The sequence below is a fragment of the Telluria sp. PB2R4 genome (genome assembly GCF_059685695.1).
In genome coordinates this window covers 536,767-557,181 of sequence record NZ_JCASIC010000002.1, presented here as the reverse complement: position 1 = coordinate 557,181, position 20,415 = coordinate 536,767, and the positions used below count along the sequence as shown (strand labels likewise).

Below are 20,415 nucleotides of genomic sequence, written 5' to 3'. Positions count from 1 at the left end.
CCTCAGAAACCCCTACGCTGTCCTTAGACCGCCCAGAAATTCACTGAGACAACAAGAAAGAGCCATACGCTAGCGCATGCACCGTTTGCTTTAATGCCAAATTCTTGGGGCGGCTGATGGACTCGATTCCACGGCAACAGTAAGGGATCTGGACCGCTCTGACGAAGCCCCTTGCGAAGCCATTCCATGCATTCTAAGCTTTAGTTTCCATAAGCTATTTGCGGAGAATGCATCTCACGATGCTCCCTCTCTGTCGCCAATGTAATTTAACAAAACAACCTCTTGGGTTCCGACCTCTACGTCGCGAGAAAAGGTCAGCGTTAGGTCTACCAATAGTTTGGCATCGTCACATTTGTCAACTGATGTATCTACGAAACGTCCTTGGCTGAATTCTTGGAAAGTCACTGCGTTGAAAGATTCTTTCGCGAGAAGAACAGATTTTCCAGCCCTAATAGGTGCTACAAAAACATCGGTTTCGTTAAGCGTACATACATATGAGTGACCACGTCCCTCATGCCGTTGCACTCGAAGGTCATCAGGCCTTATATATCTACTTCCAAAATCAGCGTGCTGCCATTGCCATATCCATTCAGGTCGCGTTGCATTATTAAGCAACAAAATAGGTTGCTCCCCGCGAGCGCGAATGGCTGCCGCTTCAATTTTTAACGTAGTCCAATAAGTCTCTGCATTTGGAACAAAAGCTTCCCGCTTGGCGCAGCGTTTGAGTACATCAGTTAATAGAACAATTGCAACCTGTTGGGCGATTGTGGTCGCCCAATACTCACCCTCATTCACCGCGCGCTGGTCCAGTTCTTTTCGGGTAAGTTCGCCTTTGCGAATTTCTTTTACTTTAAGAGAAAAATTCTCTAGGCTTGCATCAGTGAATTTAATAGTGTCAAATAAATGCAAAGGAAACTCGCCAGTTTCTATATTGAACCCTTTGCGCGACGCAGCATCGGAAATTTCAGCTAATCTTTCAGCATCAACTGGCTCTGCCGCAAGCAACTCCGTTCTCTTGCCTTCAATCAATGTTCGCAGTGCTTCAAGGCCATTCTTTACATGGCTGAGCGCTTGGGCAGAATCGTACTCTTTTTTCAAGCGATGCATTAAGGCGGGAAGCACTTTTACACCAATTTCTTCTTCGATTTCTACGCGTCGCAACCATTCGGGAATTCGATAGCGAAGTGTCTCAATATTGTGGTATTGGTCTGACATCCAAACACCGATTTGATATCGCAGCGATTCGCTTGGAGCCCACTTTGCACTAGAAAGCGCTAAGAACAATATTAGCTGCTGCTCTTGAAGTGATGCAACATCATCAGCGCCCGAGAACGAGTATGTTCGAGAGGTGACCATATGTGGTCGTTCCATGTTTTTGATGCGCTCAACAAATCCGTCGAGCCGTCCGGTATACCCTCCGGACCTCTGTCCATCGCCTACGTATTGTCTAATCTTAGCGTTAAGGTAGCTTGATGCGGAAAATTCACTGAGCGGGTGCGAGAGTGTACCGCCGCCATGCCACTGTTTCCCACCGAGCATTCCAGCTGCAACTTCCAATGTTAAAGATTCTTCAAGCGTCGGGGATGGAGATTCGTCATGCAGAGCATATGAAAGCAGCATTTCTATAACTAATAATCGAATGTCGTTCCAATAGTTGTAAAGAACACCGCGCAGAATACCTCGTTGCATTGCGCTTTTGCCACCACTAAATTGAACATTCTGCTCATCAAGGTCGATAAGGTTATAGAGGGTATCCCACTCAAAATTTAAGTGGTCAATAGTCAGATATTTTGTCTTTCCGTACAGTGCAAAAGGTTCGTTTTCGTAGGACTTGGAGCCCCACCACTTGGAAAGTGCATCGGCAAACCACTCGGCGGCTACTCGGTCGCCGCTTATAACTGCACTAAGGAGCATCCTAGCGGTTTCTTCTATATGTGCGGCATTGAGGCGAGCTAGTGTTGGCATAGACACCCAATCTAGTTCTTCCGATGCGTCTGGAATCATCGCAATGGTCTTTCGCGCACCTTCCCAGCCGCCAATAAAGGTCGATATTACCTCTTCGTAGACACGATGAAACGGAGCGCGAAGAACCGCCATATTGTGGGGGCCATGCGTCATTACACCTTGTTCTTCAACCCGTTTGGCCCACCATGCTCCTAGCTGATACATCATTAATGGAGGCAATTTCATGATGTTTTCGCGAACTTCCAAGGGCGACGAGTACAAATCTTCACCTGAAAGGCGTTGTACAACGTAGCATAGGCGGCGAATAGGCCGCGTATCACTCAGCATTGTCTCAATAGCTGCTGAGAAAACAGACCTGTAAGCGTCAGACCAGTTGACATGTAGCGCGCGGTTAGTAAAGGTCTCCATGTCAGGTAGTAGAGCCCAACTGCCAATGCTTCCGTTGTCCGATTTTGCAAGACATGCACCCAGTAAAAGTTTGTGCAGGTCGGTGAGCGTTTCATACGCGCGTTCAAAGGCTTCGACATCTGCACGTCCGGCAGCCACACGCGCATCAGCCTCCAATTCGTCAAGAATCGCTTTGACTTGAATACCAAGGCGTTCCTTCCGAAGAGGTTGATATATATACGAGAATCGGAACAGCCAGCGTTGCCAAAAACGTAGCTGTGGGCCAGAGTCAACATTTGCTAATGGGGGAGAGTCTCGGTAAACACGGCCAGGCGTTACTGGGACAGTTAAGAGCGGCCAGGCAAACATACGATTTTCATCGTCTAACGGCTTCGGCCATTTCCGAGCTGCGTACATCCAAGAAGCGATAACAACACGTAACGGGAAAAAGCGCACATCTATTAGCCGGGATGGCTCTCGAAGCCGATATGTTCCTTGGGTGTCGCCTTTGCGGAAACTGAAAGTGCTGAGAAGCACTTTCGGACCGTCCGTTTTTGCATCTTCAAATTGACACGGGGCTGGAATCCATCCGTTCTTCTGCGCCTGAGCAAACACTTGGAACGCATTTAATCTCATTACGTCCCTTGGTAGGGCAACAGCCACTGCATAACGCTGAATAACCTGCTGTTGTACCTCCGGTCGCAAAAACTCTACGGTTCTAAACAAAAAATAGACCGTGAGTGCGGTATTTAGGAGGAACCATCCTGCGTCAAGTGCTACCCACATCGGAAGCCAAGCAGTGCCGTAGCTTGGCAATAAAAAATACTGTGCAGCCATTACGAGCACTAGTGTCACAGAGGACAATCCTGCTGCAAGGGCGCCCGTATCCAGCATGTAAAGGTGGACGAAAGTCTCGGCCGCAGGCCGTCGTTGTAAGAAGACCGTTACAAACGCGATGACTATGGGGTAAACCATCGCTGCGAAAGTTGTTTGAACGGACCACAGCGTCGAAAAATAAGTCAGTTGCTCGGAAGCAGCCCACTTCCCCCATGTCGCGGTAAGCCAATCCGGTGGCAGTAGCTGGAAAAGAGTCCAGTAAACAGCGACAAGAGCAAATAAAGAGAAAGAGAATCTGAGGGGATGCTCACCTGCGAAAAATAGTTCTCGTTCAATGCGAGAATGCGCGAGTCTTTTGCGATAGCGATTAAATTTTCGCCACTCCCTCTCATTTTGCAGGACAACTCTTTGTACAGACCAGGGCATGCTTAGCCAGCTGCTCATAGCGCCGTAGGTGCGTGGCACGATGAGCGCAATTGCTGCCACGTTATTTCGTATCGCGCTGACACTTATTTGATCGAGCTTTGCCAGAGAGCGCACCCCTTGAAGTGCGAGCTTAATACGTTTTTTCATCCGAGTTTGAACCTCATAAGCCAGAATTCTTTCGGTGCTGTAATTTGCGTGGGTGCATTCGACGGACGTCAGTATACCTTGCTAGTTGGCAAGAGAACGTAGTGATTGCGTAGGAAGATACTGCTTCGGGTAGGCAGTTGTAGAACTTTGTACGCGGAGGAACGCGCTACTCCTGCGTACCTTGGCCATGCCAAGGTACGAGCGGTAACGTAAGGTTGCGCATTTCCTACAAGGCGCCCACACTATTGCCCAAAACAAAAAGCCCACTCCACAAAGTGGGCTAAGTGCTGGAATTATCAGGGTGGCCGATGGGAGTCGGGCCCTCGACGACAGGAATCGCAACCTGAAGGGGTTTATCATGCCTGAGATGCCAGCCTAGGGTGGGGGTCCAAAGACTAGAGTGCAAACACCTTCATTGATGAAATAGGGTACTACATGGGTACTAGAAAAGCACGAGCCTAGAGGGAGCAGCAAACCCAATCGGTCTGTGCACTCTAAGCCCTTGTTTTTATTGGTAGGCCTCCCCGGAGTCGAACCGGGCACCAACGGATTATGAGTCCGCTGCTCTAACCAAGCATGAGCTAGAGGCCCGGAAATCGGGACAGTGGCTAGAAAGAACGCTCGCCACCCGCTCCAACGGCGCGGAACCGTAGGAGCAGAGTGGCGAGAGGATATTGCTTTTAGTACAGCGCCGTCAAGCCTTACCTTCAAGGCCAGCTTACAACAATCAACCGCTGCTACCCTCGAGGAAGCTCTTCAGCTTGTCCGAGCGCGACGGGTGACGCAGCTTGCGCAGCGCCTTCGCTTCGATCTGGCGGATGCGCTCGCGGGTCACGTCGAACTGCTTGCCCACCTCTTCCAGCGTGTGGTCGGTCGACATCTCGATACCGAAGCGCATGCGCAGCACCTTGGCTTCGCGTGGGGTCAGCGAGTCCAGCACGTCCTTCACCACGCCGCGCATCGAGGCGTGCAGCGCGGCGTCCGACGGCGCCAGCGTGTTGTTGTCCTCGATGAAGTCGCCCAGGTGCGAATCGTCGTCGTCGCCGATCGGCGTCTCCATCGAAATCGGTTCCTTCGCGATCTTCATGATCTTGCGAATCTTATCTTCCGGCATCTCCATCTTGATGGCGAGGGTGGCCGGATCCGGCTCGGCGCCGGTCTCCTGCAGGATCTGGCGCGAGATCCGGTTCATCTTGTTGATCGTCTCGATCATGTGCACCGGAATACGGATGGTGCGCGCCTGGTCCGCGATCGAGCGGGTGATGGCCTGGCGGATCCACCACGTCGCGTAGGTCGAGAATTTATAACCACGGCGGTATTCGAACTTGTCCACCGCCTTCATCAGGCCGATATTGCCTTCCTGGATCAGGTCGAGGAACTGCAGGCCGCGGTTGGTGTACTTCTTGGCGATCGAGATCACCAGGCGCAGGTTGGCCTCGGTCATCTCGCGCTTGGCCTTGCGCGCCTTCATTTCGCCGGCGGCCATTTGGCGGTTGATGTTGCGCAGGTCCGGCAGCGGCAGCACGACCCTGGCTTGCAGGTCGATCAGGCGTTGCTGCAGTTCCTTGATGGTCGGGATGTTGCGGCCCAGGATGGCGCTGTAGGCATGGCCGGCGTTCACTTCGCCGTCGACCCATTCCAGGTTCGTCTCGTTGCCCGGGAATACCTTGATGAAGTGGGCACGCGGCATGCCGCAGCGGTTCACGGCCACATCCAGGATCTGCTTCTCGATGTGGCGCACTTCATCCACCTGGCCGCGCAGGGTGTCGCACAGCTTCTCGACCACCTTGGCGGTGAAGCGGATGCCCAGCAGCTCGTCGGAGATCGATTCTTGCGCCTTGACGTAGGCCTTGCTGTTGTAGCCGTCCTTCTCGAAGGCCTTGCGCATCTTGTCGAATTGCTGGGCGATGTTGTCGAACTTGCCGAGGGCATTCTGCTTCAGCGCCTCGAGCTGCTCGGCCGAGTAGCCGGCCGCGCCGGAGGCAGCGCCGCCTTCTTCTTCCTCTTCCTCTGCTTCTTCAGCTTCGTCTTCGTCCTCGTCTTCATCGTCGGTCGAGGTCGGGGCGACCGCGGTCGGCGCGGTCTGCTCCTCGCCCTCCTCGTCGACCAGGCCGTCGACGATCTCGTCGATCTTGATCTCGTCCTTCTCGATCTTGCTGGCGGCGTCGATGATCTCGGCGATGGTCACCGGGCAGGCCGAGATGGCCTGGATCATGTCCTTCAGGCCGTCTTCGATGCGCTTGGCGATCTCGATTTCGCCTTCGCGCGTCAAGAGCTCGACCGAGCCCATTTCGCGCATGTACATGCGGACAGGGTCGGTGGTGCGGCCGAAGTCGGAGTCGACGGTCGACAGGGCCGCTTCGGCGGCCGCTTCGGCTTCGTCGTCGCTGGTGACGGTGGCGACGTTGTCGGACAGCAGCAGGGTTTCAGCGTCAGGGGCGTGCTCGTAGACGGCAATGCCCATGTCGTTGAAGGTGCCGATGATGCCTTCGATCGCTTCCGGATCGACGATATTGTCCGGCAGGTGGTCGTTGATCTCGGAATACGTGAGGAAGCCGCGCTCCTTGCCCGACTTGATCAGGGCCTTGAGCTTGTTGCGGCGGATCTCGAGCTCTTCCTCGCTCGCTTCGGTATCCGACGAGAACGCGTCTTTCAGCAGCGCTTTTTCCTTGGCCTTGCGGTCCTTGGCCTTGGCCTTGTCCGCGGCTTTCAGTTCGGCGCGCTCGACCGCGTTGAGTGCGGCGATCTCGTCGTTCTCGGGCGTGAATTCCTTGGGCTTGCGGCCACGGCGTCCGGGCACTTTGACGGATGGCAGGACGTAGCCGGACGTATCGATGGCGGCCAGGGCGGCAGCATCGGTCGTCGCGCTGACCGGAGCCGGGCTCGCCGTACGAACCTCGGCCTGGTCTTGGCCTTTGTCCACCTTGGCGGACGCTCTGGTGGCTTTTGCAACCACTTTGGTTTCGGGTTTCTTGGTTGGCACAGGCGCTTTCGAAGTCACAACGACTAACTTTACGATGGTTAAAGATAAAGTTTTTTGTTACCTTACATCACCCTGCAGGCAACAACAGTTGCCTCGCTAACTGAAACTCCACGCCGCGATTGAAACACCAAATAGTTTCAAAGCTTGCAATAGTTAGCGTTTTATTATAGCACGCACCCCTATTTTTCCAAGTTGCACAAATGACCACGGTTGTGGCCGTAGACATCCATTAACGGGGCGTCATGGCCGCTGCATCTTCACGGTCCAGAAGGTCCTGCTGGGCAACGATCTCGCGATAGCGAGTGCTCACCTGATCTGGGGACAGTCCGGAAGAAAACAACTGGTTAAGTTCTTGTTTTAAAGCGTCCTTCTTGATTTGGCGCACAGCACTGAGCAGCCAGATTCGATCTGCCTCAACGTCGGATTCCGGCTCAGCGGCGATTTCCGAGATCAAGCTGTCGTATTCTGCCGTCACTTCCTTTAACTGTTGTGACAAGGCCGCGAAGGTGCCGTGTTCGCCCAGGCTTTGCGCCAGCTGGACCAGGTGGCGCAGGCCGTCGGCTGCTTCTTGCCCGAAATAGTCGAACGCGGCCTGGGCCGACTCGTCCATCTGGTGCGCCAGTTGCGGATGCGACACCATGATGCGCAACATTTGCAGTTCCAGCCCGACCGGTTTCGGACGGCCCTGGCGCGGCGGGGCACGGCGCACCACCGATACGGGCTTGGACAGTTCAAACAACGATTCGATCTCGGCCGATGTCGATTCGGTCAGGCTCGCCAATCCGCGCACGATCTGCAGGCGCAGCGATGTCGGCGCCATCGACTGCAGCAGCGGCTTGGCTTCGTGCTGGGCGTGTGCCCTGCCCTCCGGCGTGCCCAGGTCGTGCTCGGCCGTCACTTCGCGCAGCAAAAATTGCGACAGCGGCATCGCCTCATGGATTTCCTGCTCGAAGGCATCGGCGCCGCGCTCGCGCACGAAGCTGTCCGGGTCGTGCTCTTGCGGCAGGAACAGGAACTTGATGGTCTTGTCATCCGTCACCTGCGGTAGGCAGGCTTCCAGCGCGCGGCGCGCGGCGCGGCGGCCGGCCTTGTCGCCGTCGAAGCTGAAGATCACGTTGTCGGTCTGGCGCAGCAGCTTTTGCACGTGGGTGCTGGTGCAGGCGGTGCCGAGCGTGGCGACGGCCTGCGGAAAGCCGAGCTGGGCCAGGGCGACGACGTCCATATAGCCCTCGGTCACCAGCACGTAGCCGGCGTCACGGATGCTTTGCCGCGCCTCGAACAGGCCGTACAGTTCCAGGCCTTTCTGGAACAGCGGCGTTTCAGGCGAGTTCAGGTATTTCGGTTCGCCGCCGTCGAGCACGCGGCCGCCGAAGCCGATCACCTGGCCTTTGGTATTGCGAATGGGGAACATGACGCGCTCGCGGAAGCGGTCGTAGCGTTTCTTGTTGTTGCCGTCCTCGTCGACCTTGTCGATCACCAGGCCGGATTCGACCAGCGCCAGGGCGTCGTAGTCGGGGAAGACCGAGCGCAGGTTGTCCCAGCCGCCGGGGGCGTAGCCCATGCCAAAGCGGGCCGCCACTTCGCCGGTCAGGCCGCGGTTTTTCAGGTAGGCGATGGCGTTGGGCGCTTCGCGCAACTGTGCCCTGTAATAAGTACAGGCCTGGTTCAGCGCCTCGGTCATGGCGAGCGACTGGGCCTGCTGGGCGGCGCGCTGCTGCGGCGGTATCTTGTCGTCCTGGTCCGGCACCACCATGCCCACGCCCTGGGCCAGGTCCTTGACGGCATCGATGAAGCCCATGCCCGAGTATTCGATCAGGAAGCCGATCGAGGTGCCGTGGGCGCCGCAGCCGAAGCAGTGGTAGAACTGCTTGGTCGGGCTGACCGTGAAGCTAGGGGACTTTTCGTTGTGAAACGGGCACAGGCCCATGTAGTTGGCCCCGCCCTTTTTCAGCTGGACGTAGCGGCCAACGATGTCGACGATGTCGACACGATTGAGCAAATCGGTGATGAAGGATTGCGGAATCACTAGGAGGTACTCAGTGTTTGGCTCAACTCAGACTATACCGCAGCGGTGACTGCAAGTTGATTTACGACAAGGCATCCGTTTGGATGGGCTTGCTTCTGGAAAGCGCGTCGCGGCTATTCAACAGCTGGTTGAACGCGTGGGCAGGAAACCTGCCCACCCTACGAGACCACGTTCCCGTAGGGTGGGTGGGTCTCCCGCCCACGCGTGCAAGTACAGCGTGATCAGCCGCCGGAAAGCGCCTTCTTGACCAGGCCGGAAACGACCGTCATGTCCGCACGCCCCGCCAGCTTCGGCTTCAGCACACCCATTACCTTGCCCATGTCCTGCGGACCGGCAGCGCCGGTCGAGGTCACCGCGGCGCGGACTTCAGCGGCGATTTCCTCGTCCGACAGCCCGGCCGGCATGTACGCCGACAGGATCACCAGCTCGGCCTTCTCGATATCGGCCAGGTCGGCACGGCCGCCGGCTTCGAACTGGGTGATCGAATCCTTGCGCTGCTTGATCATCTTTTCGACGATGGCCAGGGTCTGGGTATCGTCCACTTCGATCTGCTCGTCGACTTCCTTGCGCTTGATCTCGGCAAGGATCAGGCGGATAGTGGCCAGGCGTGCGCTTTCCTTGGCGCGCATCGCATTCTTCATGTCCTCGGTGATTTGGGCTTTCAAGCTCACGATTCCTCCATATTCGAATGATATAAACGACAAAACCCGCCGCGGTAAAACCGGAGCGGGCTTGCGGACGCTCAGCGACTCGCCGGGACAATGTTGTCACCGGACCAAGCCGTCAATGCAGTCTGATTAGTACAGCTTCTTCGGCAGCTGCTGGCTGCGGATGCGCTTGTAGTGGCGCTTCACTGCGGCGGCCAGCTTGCGCTTACGCTCTGCAGTTGGCTTTTCGTAGAACTCGCGAGCGCGCAGTTCGGTCAGCAGACCGGTTTTTTCGATAGTGCGCTTGAAGCGACGCATAGCGACTTCGAACGGCTCGTTTTCTTTAAGGCGGATAGTGGTCATGTAAAAATGAAACCGTTGGATTTAGGAAGAACGAAAGTTTAGCATCATTTGCGGCGCAGTGGAAGCTTTTATGGCGCTGTTCCACGATTGCCACACCGCTCAGACACTGCTGCCTGCCACGTAGCCCGACGCCCACGCCCACTGGAAGTTATAGCCACCCAGCCAGCCGGTCACGTCGACCGTCTCGCCAATGAAATACAGGCCCGGCACCGCGTTGGCCATCATTGTCTGCTGCGACAGCTCGCGCGTGTCCACGCCGCCCAGGGTCACCTCGGCCTTCTTGTAGCCTTCCGAACCGGTCGGAACGATGGCCCAGCGGTTGATGGCGTCGCCCAGCTTGCGCAGCCTGGCGTCGGCCATGTCGGCCAGGCGGGCGTCGGGCGCGAAACCGTTGGCGACTAATAGGCCGTCGGCCAGGCGCGCCGGCAGCCAGCCCGCCAGTACATTGCCGAGCTGCTTTTTCACCGTGGTCTTCATGGCGATCAGTTCCTCGGCCACATCCCTCTCGGGCAGCAGGTCGAGCACGATCGGAGTGCCGGGCTGCCAATAGCTCGAGATCTGCAGGATCGCCGGGCCCGACAGGCCGCGGTGGGTGAACAGCAGGTCTTCGCGGAAGTGGCCGCGCTGCGTTTTCTCTTTTCCCTTGCCCGTGCCACCCGTGCTCACCTCCACTTCCAGCGCGATGCCGGCCAGCGGCACGAAGGCTTCCCAGCTCGGGCCGTCGAAGGTCAGCGGCACCAGGCCCGGACGCGGCTCGACGATCCGCAGGCCGAACTGGGTGGCGATACGGTAGCCGAAGTCGGTGGCGCCGATCTTCGGGATCGACAGGCCGCCGGTGGCGACCACCAGGCTGTCGCAGCTGATGTCGCCGCCCTCCGCCGTCACCAGGAAGCCGGACCCGGTTTTTTCGATGGCGCCGACCTTGCAGGGCATGCGCCAGCTGACCTCGCCCTGGGCGCACTCTGCGCGCAGCATCTCGATGATGCGCTCGGACGAGTCGTCGCAAAACAATTGGCCCTTGTGCTTCTCGTGCCAGGCGATGCGGTGCTTTTTCACCAGGCCGAGGAAATCCTGCGGGGTGTAGCGCGACAGCGCACTGCGGCAGAAATGCGGGTTCTGCGACAGGAAGTTGGCCGGGGCGGCGCCCACGTTGGTGAAATTGCAGCGCCCGCCGCCGGAGATGCGGATCTTCTCGGCCAGGCGCGTGGCATGGTCGAGCAGCACCACGCGCTTGCCGCGCTGGGCGGCGACGGCCGCGCACATCATGCCGGCGGCGCCGGCGCCGATTACTGCCACATCGTAGTGTTTTGCCATGCCCTGTTACCGTGTCCTTGCCTGGCGTTCGATTCGCCAAACCGGCCATTGTATATGCTTGGCGTGCGTGGCGTGCTTAACGGGGACGCGCGCTCGAGGCGGCCAGCTCGGTCGCCTCGAGCGCGCGCACGTCCAGGTCGCGCCCGTTCAGCACCGTCCCGTCGCGCCCGATCGTCACGATGTGCATGCCGGTATCGGTCAGCCCCAGGCGTTTGAGCTGCTCCGGCGACACCCGCAGGAAGTACTCTCCCGGGAAAATACCGTTCATGACGTAGTACCCGTCCGCCGCGCTGCGCATGGTCGCCACCACCTTGCGCGAAGCATCCACCAGCTCCAGCTGCAGGTCGCCGATCGCCTTGCGCTTGCCGTTCGCGACCAGGTAGGTGGTCCCGTCGACCTCCCCGGTCAGGCTCACCGCGAATTCCAGCTGGCTGACCTTGCCCGGCCGCGGCACGATGCGCACGCCCGGCGTGCGCGGCAGCCATTGCGGATCCTCCAGCGTGTTCGGGTCCAGCCCGATGTCGGTATTCTGGTAGGCCGGCAGGCGCGGCAGATACGCAATGCCGCCGGCGTCGGTGCGCACCGCGTAACTGGCGCCGTTCACCGTGAACCCCGCCCCCTGGATGGCTTCGTCCGCGCCATCCATGACGCCGTTCAGGTCGCGGTCGAGGAATACCCGGATCGAGGCCGAGCCCATGCCGGCCATCGGCTGCGCATCCAACATGATGCGCCTGCTGCGCGGCTCCAGGCCCATGGCCATGAAGAACTGCAGGCCCAGTCCGTAATCGTGGCGGTTGGTATAGAAGCCGTTGATCCCCAGCCCGTAGCTGCCCAGGCTCTTGTTGATGCCACCGAAGGCGCGCATCTCGCGGTCCTGGAAGCTGCGCATCAGGCCGAGGTTCAAGAGGTAACCGTCACCCATGGCATAGTCGGCCGACACCGCCGCGCTGCCCAGCATCGCCTCCGGCAGGATCGCATACTGCAGCTGGCCGCTCAGGCCGATGCCGGCCACGCGCCGGCTCACCTGGAACTGGCCGTCGGCCATCTCGTTGCCGCCCAGCGAGGCCCAGCGCAGCGCCTTGGTCAAGGCGACGCCGCCGCGGTAGGCCGAGATCCGTCCCTGCACGTCGATGTTGCGGGTGCCGGACGCCAGCCGGTCGTGCCGCACCTGGAGGGCCACTGGAAAATACTGCGCGCCGCCAGGCGCCACCGCGCCCTCGAGCCGCACTTCGTCGCGCAGCCGGACCGGGTCGGGGCCCTGGGTAAAGAATTCGCTCTGGAAACGGTCGAGCCAGGCGTGGCTGGCCGACAGCGCCACGTTGCCGATGCGGGTTTTCAGGCCCAGCTGCGCCAGGCTGCCGCCGCCCTGCGCCTTGACCACATCGGCCGTCGCGATCAGGCCGTTCCAGTAGCTGCGCAGGCCGAGGTTGGCGTAGTGGCGGTCGCTGCCGTCGAAAAGCGGTACGCGCTGCCAGCCCCCGGTGGCATTGATGCGCTCGCTGACGCCCCATTCGAACTGCGCCAGCGCCCGCTCCCGCCCGAGCAGGTCGCGGTGTGCGCCGACATCGTAATACAGCGCGCCGCGCGGCACCGCCGACTGCTCCAGCAGGAAGCTGTGGCGCTCCACCCGCAGCTGGCCCAGCGGACCATGGAACACCAGCCGGAATTCGTTGGGGCCGTAAGCCAGCGGCAGGTCCTCGAAGCTGTACTTGCCGTCCGGGCGCGAGTGCTGGAAGCCGACCAGCGCCTCGTTGTAGAACAGCTCGACGTCCCAGCCCGGCAGCAGCGGCCCCTGCAGGGTGTGGCGGTCGAAGCTGGTCGGCTGGTCGAGCGGACGGTTGCTCACCAGCACACCATCGCCGGTCGGGCTGCTGGCGGCGATGGTGGGCACGCCCGGCAGCGGCACGCTGCCGAACAGTGCGGTACGCGCCCGCAGCGGGCCGAGCAGGCCGGCGTCCGGGTCGTTGCGGCCGAGCGTCAGGCGCAGGCCGCGCGACGGGTCGTTCCGGTCCTGGCTGGCATGGCTCGCGTAGAGGGCCGCCTCCATGCCGAGCAGGTCGGCCGTCAGGTAGGCGGTGTAGCTGGCCTCGGTCTGCCTGTTGTCCTTGAGCTTGCTGGTCGAGAAGCCGAGGGTCTGGTCGATGAAGGGCACGCCGGCCTGCTGGTAGGGCGTGGCCAGGCGCGGGTAGCCGGGCTCCTGGTAGCCGCCCGGCGTGCCCGGCAGCTTGCCGCGCTCGCGCCGGGACAGCCTGGCCTGCAGCGGCAGCGTTTCGCGCGGGCGCACCCTGAGGGCCAGGTTGGGCATGTCGATCTCGAGGTCGACCGGCAGCCAGCGCGCCAGCAGCTTGCTGGCCACATAGATTTCGTCGGGGTGCAGCTTGCACTGCGTCCGGTCGAGCTCCTGCCGCTGTCCGGCGATCTCGACCACCCGGCCCGGCACGTCGAGGCTGAAGGCCCGCTCTTCGCGCAGGATATAGCCGCTGGCCCTGCCCTCGCCCGGCGTCACCCGGATGGACAGGGTCAGCAGGCGCGCCAGTTCGCCAAGCGGCAGGAACACGTCGCGCCCGATCTCATAGCCGTTGACGGCATCGGACAATACTTGGTTGTCGAGCCGGACCTCGAGCAGGACCAGGTTGGTCTCAAGGGCGGGCATGGGCGCCGCCGCCACCGGCGGCGCCGCCGGGAGCAACAACAAGCCTGCAAGGAGGACACCGGTACGAAGGCGCTGCACAGCTACTGCTCGAACAGGTCGCTTGTCAATCTCCAGGCATGCATGCCAATCAAGGCAGGTTCAGGCTGGCCTGCGCAAGCAGTTTGCCGCCCGCTTCCGGCCGGTCGCGGAAGGCGACGTCGAGGGTGCCGCCGGCCAGCTGCAGGCCTTTCGGCACTTCCAGCGGCAGCGCGGCCTGGCGCACGCGGTTGGGGCTATAGACGGCGATGCCGGCCACCTGGGCGAGGACCTGCGGCTTGCCGCCGCGCGGCGTGAAGCTGATCATGAGGTCGCCGTACACCGAGCCCGCGCCCTCGCGCTCGAAGCGCAGCGACAGCATCGGGCTCCTGGCATCTTTCTGCAGCGCCAGCCCGGCCAGGCTGACCGTCGCGCCGACGTTCCCGTGGCGCACGATCACCGGCATCGAGGCGCCGACCAGGGCATTCATCATCACGCCGATGTGGCCGCTTTGCGCGCCCTGGTTCTCGATGCTGGTGCTGCCGTCGGCATCCGGCAGCTTGTCGAACAGCAGATGCGAGCGGTACTCGCCTTCAGGCAGGTCGGCGGGTTTTCGCAGCATGATGCGCACCGTCTGGGCGGTGCCCGGCTGCAGCGTGACCTGGCGCGGCGAATAGCGCAGCATGCCGTCGGCGAAGCGTTCGCCCTCGGCCGGGGCGTCGGCCGGCTCGAACTTGCCGGACTCGAGCATGCGCCGGTTGACCAGCGAGATCCGGTAGCTGGCCGGTGTCGTGCCGTTGTTGATCAGCTCGACCTGGGCGGCGCGTGTGTTCTTGTCGAAGACGATCCGGGTCGGATGCAGCATCAGGTCCGCCTGCGCGGGCCAGGACAGCGCCAGCAGCAGCGCGGCCAGCATGGAGCGAAGCAGGGTCGAGCCTGGCAGGTCGAAGCGCAGAGCGAAGGTCAGGGAAAACATGGCGGGGAAACCTACTGAAAATTGACGGTCAAGGGAAACGAACCGGAATACGTCCCGGGAGGCTGGTTCGGGGCCACGTTCAAGGTGGCGCCGATCGACAGGGTGGTGCCGCCGGTTGGCACCGTCAGGATGGCAGCGGGGTTGTTGACGAAACTGTCGACGGCCATGCTGTTGCCCCCGCTACTCAGGCGGATGCTGCCATTGGCCGGCACCGAGATGCTTACGGCCTTGTTGTTGCCGCCGTTGCCGCTTCGGCCCACGCTGAAGCCGGCCTGGCCGACGCCCGGGGAATTGAGCAGCACGATCCCGCCGGTGCGCGAGCGCACGCCTGCCGGGCTCACGGTGATCGTGCCGCCGGTGCCGGCGACGAAGCGGCCGAACTCCAGGCCGCGCGTGTTGCTGAGTACGACCTGCTGGGCATGTACCCCAAGGACCGTGGACAGCCCTACGAGCGCCGCCAGCACTTTCGTGCCGGCGAGCCGGAGGGAACGGTAGCGTAGCGGCACCATCAGGTCAGGCCAGGCCGCAAGCGCGGGGCTCAGTTGTACTCGACGGTCGCGATGACCGAGCCGGTGTAGGTGCCGGCCGGCTGGCTGGCATTCACCGCCAGCACGCCGCCGACGAAGATCGACTGGGCGCCGCTGCTCAGGGTGCCGGACGACACGTCGCCGCTGGTGGCCGCGCTCGCGCTCAGGTCGCTGATCCGGGTGAAGGCCATGGTATTGGTGCCGTCGCTCAGCGTGGCGGCGCCGGTGAACGCGATCGAATAGGTCATCGACCCCGACCCGGTGACGTCGAAGCGGGCTGCGCTGGCGGTGCCGCCGGCAGCCGTGACGCCGCCGCTGACCGAGCGGGTGCCGCCCGGCGTGACGGTGACGGTGCCGCTCGTGCCGCTCGCTGCGAAGCTGCCGAACGACAGGTCGGCGGCCTTGGTGATCGCGATCGGGGTAACCACGGTGCTGGTCGAGGTGGCGGTGGCCTGGGCAGCAATGGCGCTGCCGGTGGCGGCGCTGATCGCCAGCGCGAGCGTGGCCAGGGCTGCATGGGTGAGACGGGAGTGCTTGGTCATTCTGGTCTTCCTTCAGAGTGTGGCGGAACGGCATCCTGCGAGCCGGACGGATTTTCCTTATCACGACACCTCAAGCGTTGTTGTTACGATAGAAACTGTTTGCATTGGAGTTCGGTATCGTTTTTCCATGTTGCAACAAAATAAGGTCGACTTGTTGCGCGAAGTCATCTCTTTGGAAGATTGCAGGCAAGAACGTCACGGCCTGGAAAGCAGAAAGGCCATCCCGCGGGATGGCCTTTCTGCTGATGAGTGCAAGGTTTTCAGCGTCGCAAGCTGCGTGCAACCTCGATGCAGCGGGCGACCTGCGCCGCGATCGGGCGCGGGACCGGCACCTCGCCCCGCAAGGCCGCGGCGATCCAGGCGGCGGTGCCGGCCGCGTCACGCCCCTCCGGCACCTGGGACAGCTCGTCGGCCGGCGCGTCGCGCTCCACCAGCAGGGTGCGCTGGCCGCCGTGGAACCAGTCGATCTGCTGGGCGCGGTGCGGATTGGCGACGGTCTCGCCTTCGGTGCCGCGCATCAGGAAGGCGTCGCCGCGCGCCGCCGGCGCCGCCGTGCAGAAGTAGGCGCCCAGCGTCTCCAGGTATTCCGGATGGGTGTATGACACCAGGCGCAGGGCCGGGCCCTCGAAGGGCTGCAGGATTTTCACCAGGGTATGCGTCGAACTGCGCACCCCGAGGATGCGGCGCAGCGACAGCATGTGGGCCAGGCTCGGGGCCAGCCCTTCGATCGGAATGAAGGCAGGGCGCCGGCTGGCGAAGGCGTCGAGGATGTCGGTGCTGGAACCCGCTTCTGCCAGGCCGAGCTCGGCGAGGATTTCGGCCGTGGTGATGCGCCCCGGATCCGTGCGCACGCCGTGCACCAGGGTCGGGACGCCCTCGCGCGCCAGCAGCAGCGCCAGCAGCGGGGTCAGGTTGGCCAGCTTGCGCGCGCCGTTGTAGCTCGGGATTACGACCGGGGCATAGTCGCCCGGCGGCGCAGGCAGCGGCGCGAATGCGCTTTCCGCCGCCTCCATGAAGCCGGCCAGCTCGTCCACGGACTCGCCCTTGATGCGCATCGCCATCAGGATCGCGCCCAGTTCAAGGTCGGACACGCGGCCTTCGAGCATGGCCGTGTACAGCGCCCGCGCATCCTCGCGCGACATGCTGCGCGCGCCTTTCACGCCGCGGCCGATCTCCTTGATGAAGGGGGCGGCGGCGAATCGATCGGCGCTCTTGCCCGTATTCTGGTCTGTGTTTGCATTCATCATGCAAGCATACAACGCCTGGATCTTGCCTGTGCGCGGTCTCATGAGTTTTTGGCCAACGGTGTGCAAGTGCAGCATTTTCGGTCTACACTGGACATTCTCTCCAGACATAACAGCGCCATGATCAACACGCCTGCCATTGAAAACACCAACGTCAGTTCGTTCGGCCAGATGCCCACGCCGACCGAACTCCACGCTTCGCTGCCCCTGAGCGACCGCGCCTTCGCCACCGTGATGGCGGGCCGCGAAACGCTGCGCAACATCCTCGACCGCAAGGACGGGCGCCTGTTCGTGGTCGTCGGGCCCTGCTCGATCCACGATCCGGAGGCCGGCCTCGACTATGCGCGCCGCCTCAAGGCCTTGCAGGCCGAGGTAGCAGACACCATGGTGCTGGTGATGCGCGTGTATTTCGAAAAGCCGCGCACCACCACCGGCTGGAAGGGCTATATCAACGACCCCTTCATGGACGACTCCTTCCGCGTCGACGTCGGCATGGAACGCGCGCGCCGCTTCCTGCTCGATGTGTGCGAACTGGGCCTGCCGACCGCCACCGAAGCGCTGGACCCGATCTCGCCGCAATACCTGGGCGACCTGATCGCCTGGACCGCGATCGGCGCGCGCACCACCGAATCGCAGACCCACCGCGAGATGTCGTCCGGCCTGTCGACCCCGGTCGGCTTCAAGAACGGCACCGACGGCGACGTCAGCATCGCGATCAACGCCGTGCTGTCCTCGGCCAACCCGCACGCCTTCCTGGGCATCAACGGCCAGGGCACGGTCTCGATCGTGCGCACCAGCGGCAATGCCTACGGCCACGTGGTGTTGCGCGGCGGCGGCGGCCGTCCGAACTACGACTCGGTGTCGGTGGCGATCGCCGAAGGCGCGCTGAAGAAGGCCGGGCTGCCGGCCAACCTGGTGGTGGACTGCTCGCACGCCAACAGCTACAAGAAGCCGGACCTGCAGCCGCTGGTGATGTCGGACGTGATCCAGCAGATCAAGCACGGCAACCGCTCGCTGGTCGGCGTCATGATCGAATCGAACATCGTCAGCGGCGCGCAGGCGATTCCGGAAGACCTGTCGCAGCTGAAGTATGGCTGCTCGGTGACCGATGGCTGCATCGGGTGGGAAGAGACCGAGGCGATGTTGCGTGGCGCGCACAAGGAATTGCTGCAACGTCCGTAGGGTGTTCGGCGCTGCCGAACGCGCGTTCAAATCACGTATGAACTGACGTATTGGCTTTTCATATGCTGGTTGGACGCGTGGGCGGCCGAGCCGCCCACCCTACGGTACAATGGCGGATTCCGCTTTACCTTCCGCTCTCCCCCATGATTGTTCTCGGCGTCGAATCCTCCTGCGATGAAACCGGCCTGGCTCTGTACGACACCGAGCGCGGCCTGCTGTCCCACGCCCTGCACTCGCAGGTGGCCATGCACGAAGAGTATGGCGGCGTGGTGCCGGAGCTCGCTTCGCGCGACCACATCCGCCGCGCCCTGCCGCTGCTGGAAGAAGTGCTCAAGCGCGCCGGCATGCCGGCCTCGCACATCGACGCCATCGCCTACACCCAGGGCCCGGGCCTGGCCGGTGCGCTGCTGGTCGGTTCCTCGGTGGCCTGCTCGCTGGCGCTGGCGCTGGACAAGCCGGTGCTGGGCGTGCACCACCTCGAGGGTCACCTCCTCTCCCCGCTGCTGGCCAGCGAGCGCCCGGACTTCCCCTTCCTCGCCCTGCTGGTCTCGGGCGGTCATACCCAGCTGATGCGGGTGGACGGCGTCGGCCGCTACACGCTGCTGGGCGAAACGCTGGACGACGCCGCCGGCGAAGCCTTCGACAAGTCGGCCAAGCTGCTGGGCCTGGGCTATCCCGGCGGTCCGGCGATCTCGCGCCTGGCCGAGTTCGGCGACCCAAGCGCCTACACGCTGCCGCGCCCGATGCTGCACTCGAAGGATTTCAATTTCAGCTTCTCTGGCCTGAAGACCGCCGTGCTCACAGTGGTCAAGAACCACGAGGAGAAAGTGGTGGCCAATATCTGCGAACAGGACAAGGCCAACATCGCACGCGGCTTCGTCGATGCCATCGTCGAGGTCTTGACCGCCAAGTGCGTGAATGCGCTGCGCCATACCGGCTTGAACCGCCTGGTGATCGCCGGCGGCGTCGGCGCCAACCGCCAGCTGCGCGAATCGCTGAATGCGGCGGCCGCCAGGCGCAGGTTCAAGGTGTATTACCCGGAGCTGGAATTCTGCACCGACAACGGCGCCATGATCGCCTTTGCCGGCGCCATGCGCCTCGAGCGCAACCCGGCGCTGGCCCAGCGCGACTACGCCTTCAATGTGCGTCCGCGCTGGCCCCTGGACGAGCTGGAAGCGGCTTGATGCCCTGTTATTAGGATTGAACTTGCCAGGCTGACATCGATCCTACCGTGTGACCGCCCCGTGCCAAAGGATGGCAATATCCGGCGGTAAAGTATTACGGAGAGTGAGCGATGCGCGTTGTAAGTTGGAACATTCGTTGGGGTTGTGGCAAGGACGGCCGGATTCGCATTCACGCGATCATCGACGTCCTGCGACGGCTGAATCCGGATGTCGTCTGCCTGCAGGAAGTAGCGGCCAACCATCCGGAACTGGACGGCGGCGCCACCGCCAACCAGTTCAAGCAGCTGGGCGGCGCCTTCGGCGGCTACCACATGATGGAGCATGCCCCGAGTGAACTCTACAAGAACAACTCTCCCCGCCTGTTCGGCAACCTGATCCTGTCGAAGTACCGCATCTCGCAGGTGCACCGCCACCTGCTGCCCTGGCCGGTCGATCCCGGGCACCCGGCCGGCATGCCGCGCGGACTGATGGAGACCGTGATCGACGCGCCCAGCGGCAAGCTGCGCCTGATGACCACCCACCTCGAATACCATTCGCCGCTGCAGCGCATGGCCCAGGTGCAGCGCATCCGCGAGCTGCATGCGGAAGCCGCTGCCCGAGCCCGCGTCTTCCAGCCCGACCCGAACCTGGACGCGCCCTTCCAGCTGGGCTTTCGGCCGGCCTCGGCGATCCTGTGCGGCGACTTCAATTTCGTGCCGGACTCGCCCGATTACCAGGCCATGCTGGCGCCGGTCGAGGGCGCCCCGGCCTTCCTGGACGCCTGGCGCGTCGTCCACGGCGGCGTGGCGCGCGCCCCCACCACCGGCCTGCACGGCTACCCGTGGCCGGAGCGGCCGGAATGCTACGATTTCTTCTTCGTCACCGAGGACCTGGCGCCGCGCGTGGCAACGGTGGAGGTGCAGTCCGAGACCGCAGCCTCGGACCATCAGCCGATCGTGCTCGATTTGAAACTGAACTGAAACTGAGCTGAAACTGAGCTGAAACTGAGCTGACCCGC

14 protein-coding genes and 1 tRNA gene are annotated in these 20,415 nt (G+C 61.8%); 3 read left to right on the top strand and 12 right to left on the bottom strand.

The window, feature by feature from the left end; translation table 11 throughout:
- Positions 1–234 precede the first annotated feature (234 nt).
- From AC56LU_RS05975 to ybiB, 12 genes are all read right to left on the bottom strand, one after another.
- Entirely contained in the window at positions 235–3,762 is a 3,528-nt protein-coding gene (locus tag AC56LU_RS05975) for a hypothetical protein (protein ID WP_497174686.1), read from the bottom strand.
- 512 nt (positions 3,763–4,274) lie between these two features.
- A tRNA-Ile gene (locus AC56LU_RS05970) sits at positions 4,275–4,353 on the bottom strand.
- 136 nt (positions 4,354–4,489) lie between these two features.
- On the bottom strand, positions 4,490–6,685 hold the full coding sequence (gene rpoD / locus AC56LU_RS05965; protein ID WP_497174685.1) for an RNA polymerase sigma factor RpoD: 2,196 nt from the start codon (positions 6,683–6,685) through the stop codon (positions 4,490–4,492).
- 289 nt (positions 6,686–6,974) lie between these two features.
- Entirely contained in the window at positions 6,975–8,771 is a 1,797-nt protein-coding gene (gene dnaG / locus AC56LU_RS05960; protein WP_497174684.1) for a DNA primase, read from the bottom strand.
- Between the two features lie 221 nt (positions 8,772–8,992).
- A complete protein-coding gene (locus AC56LU_RS05955) occupies positions 8,993–9,442 on the bottom strand; it encodes a GatB/YqeY domain-containing protein (protein ID WP_497174683.1) in 450 nt (149 codons plus the stop codon).
- A 126-nt stretch (positions 9,443–9,568) separates the two neighbouring features.
- The gene (rpsU, locus tag AC56LU_RS05950) at positions 9,569–9,781 is read right to left on the bottom strand and encodes a 30S ribosomal protein S21 (protein WP_005665410.1); all 213 of its coding nucleotides are present in this window, start codon (positions 9,779–9,781) and stop codon (positions 9,569–9,571) included.
- 99 nt (positions 9,782–9,880) lie between these two features.
- Positions 9,881–11,095, bottom strand: coding sequence for a BaiN/RdsA family NAD(P)/FAD-dependent oxidoreductase (locus tag AC56LU_RS05945; protein WP_497174682.1), 1,215 nt, complete (start codon positions 11,093–11,095; stop codon positions 9,881–9,883).
- Between the two features lie 76 nt (positions 11,096–11,171).
- Positions 11,172–13,748, bottom strand: coding sequence for an MSCRAMM family protein (locus tag AC56LU_RS05940; protein WP_497174681.1), 2,577 nt, complete (start codon positions 13,746–13,748; stop codon positions 11,172–11,174).
- Between the two features lie 127 nt (positions 13,749–13,875).
- Positions 13,876–14,739 (bottom strand): fimbrial biogenesis chaperone, encoded by an 864-nt coding sequence (locus tag AC56LU_RS05935; protein ID WP_497174680.1) that lies wholly within the window; start codon positions 14,737–14,739, stop codon positions 13,876–13,878.
- Between the two features lie 11 nt (positions 14,740–14,750).
- Positions 14,751–15,248, bottom strand: a complete 498-nt coding sequence (locus AC56LU_RS05930) for a DUF4402 domain-containing protein (RefSeq protein ID WP_497174679.1) — start codon at positions 15,246–15,248, stop codon at positions 14,751–14,753.
- A 29-nt stretch (positions 15,249–15,277) separates the two neighbouring features.
- Positions 15,278–15,808: a DUF4402 domain-containing protein gene (locus AC56LU_RS05925; protein WP_497174678.1), complete on the bottom strand. Its 531-nt coding sequence runs from the start codon at positions 15,806–15,808 to the stop codon at positions 15,278–15,280.
- A 260-nt stretch (positions 15,809–16,068) separates the two neighbouring features.
- Positions 16,069–17,052 (bottom strand): DNA-binding protein YbiB, encoded by a 984-nt coding sequence (gene ybiB, locus AC56LU_RS05920; RefSeq protein WP_497174677.1) that lies wholly within the window; start codon positions 17,050–17,052, stop codon positions 16,069–16,071.
- Between the two features lie 120 nt (positions 17,053–17,172).
- On the opposite strand from ybiB, the gene AC56LU_RS05915 reads away from it, so the two are divergent.
- From AC56LU_RS05915 to AC56LU_RS05905, 3 genes are all read left to right on the top strand, one after another.
- Positions 17,173–18,234, top strand: coding sequence for a 3-deoxy-7-phosphoheptulonate synthase (locus AC56LU_RS05915; protein WP_497174676.1), 1,062 nt, complete (start codon positions 17,173–17,175; stop codon positions 18,232–18,234).
- A 143-nt stretch (positions 18,235–18,377) separates the two neighbouring features.
- Positions 18,378–19,418, top strand: a complete 1,041-nt coding sequence (tsaD, locus tag AC56LU_RS05910) for a tRNA (adenosine(37)-N6)-threonylcarbamoyltransferase complex transferase subunit TsaD (protein ID WP_497174675.1) — start codon at positions 18,378–18,380, stop codon at positions 19,416–19,418.
- Positions 19,419–19,528: 110 nt separating this feature from the next.
- Complete coding sequence (locus tag AC56LU_RS05905; RefSeq protein WP_497174674.1) at positions 19,529–20,377, top strand: endonuclease/exonuclease/phosphatase family protein; 849 nt, start codon at positions 19,529–19,531, stop codon at positions 20,375–20,377.
- The last annotated feature ends 38 nt before the right edge of the window (positions 20,378–20,415 follow it).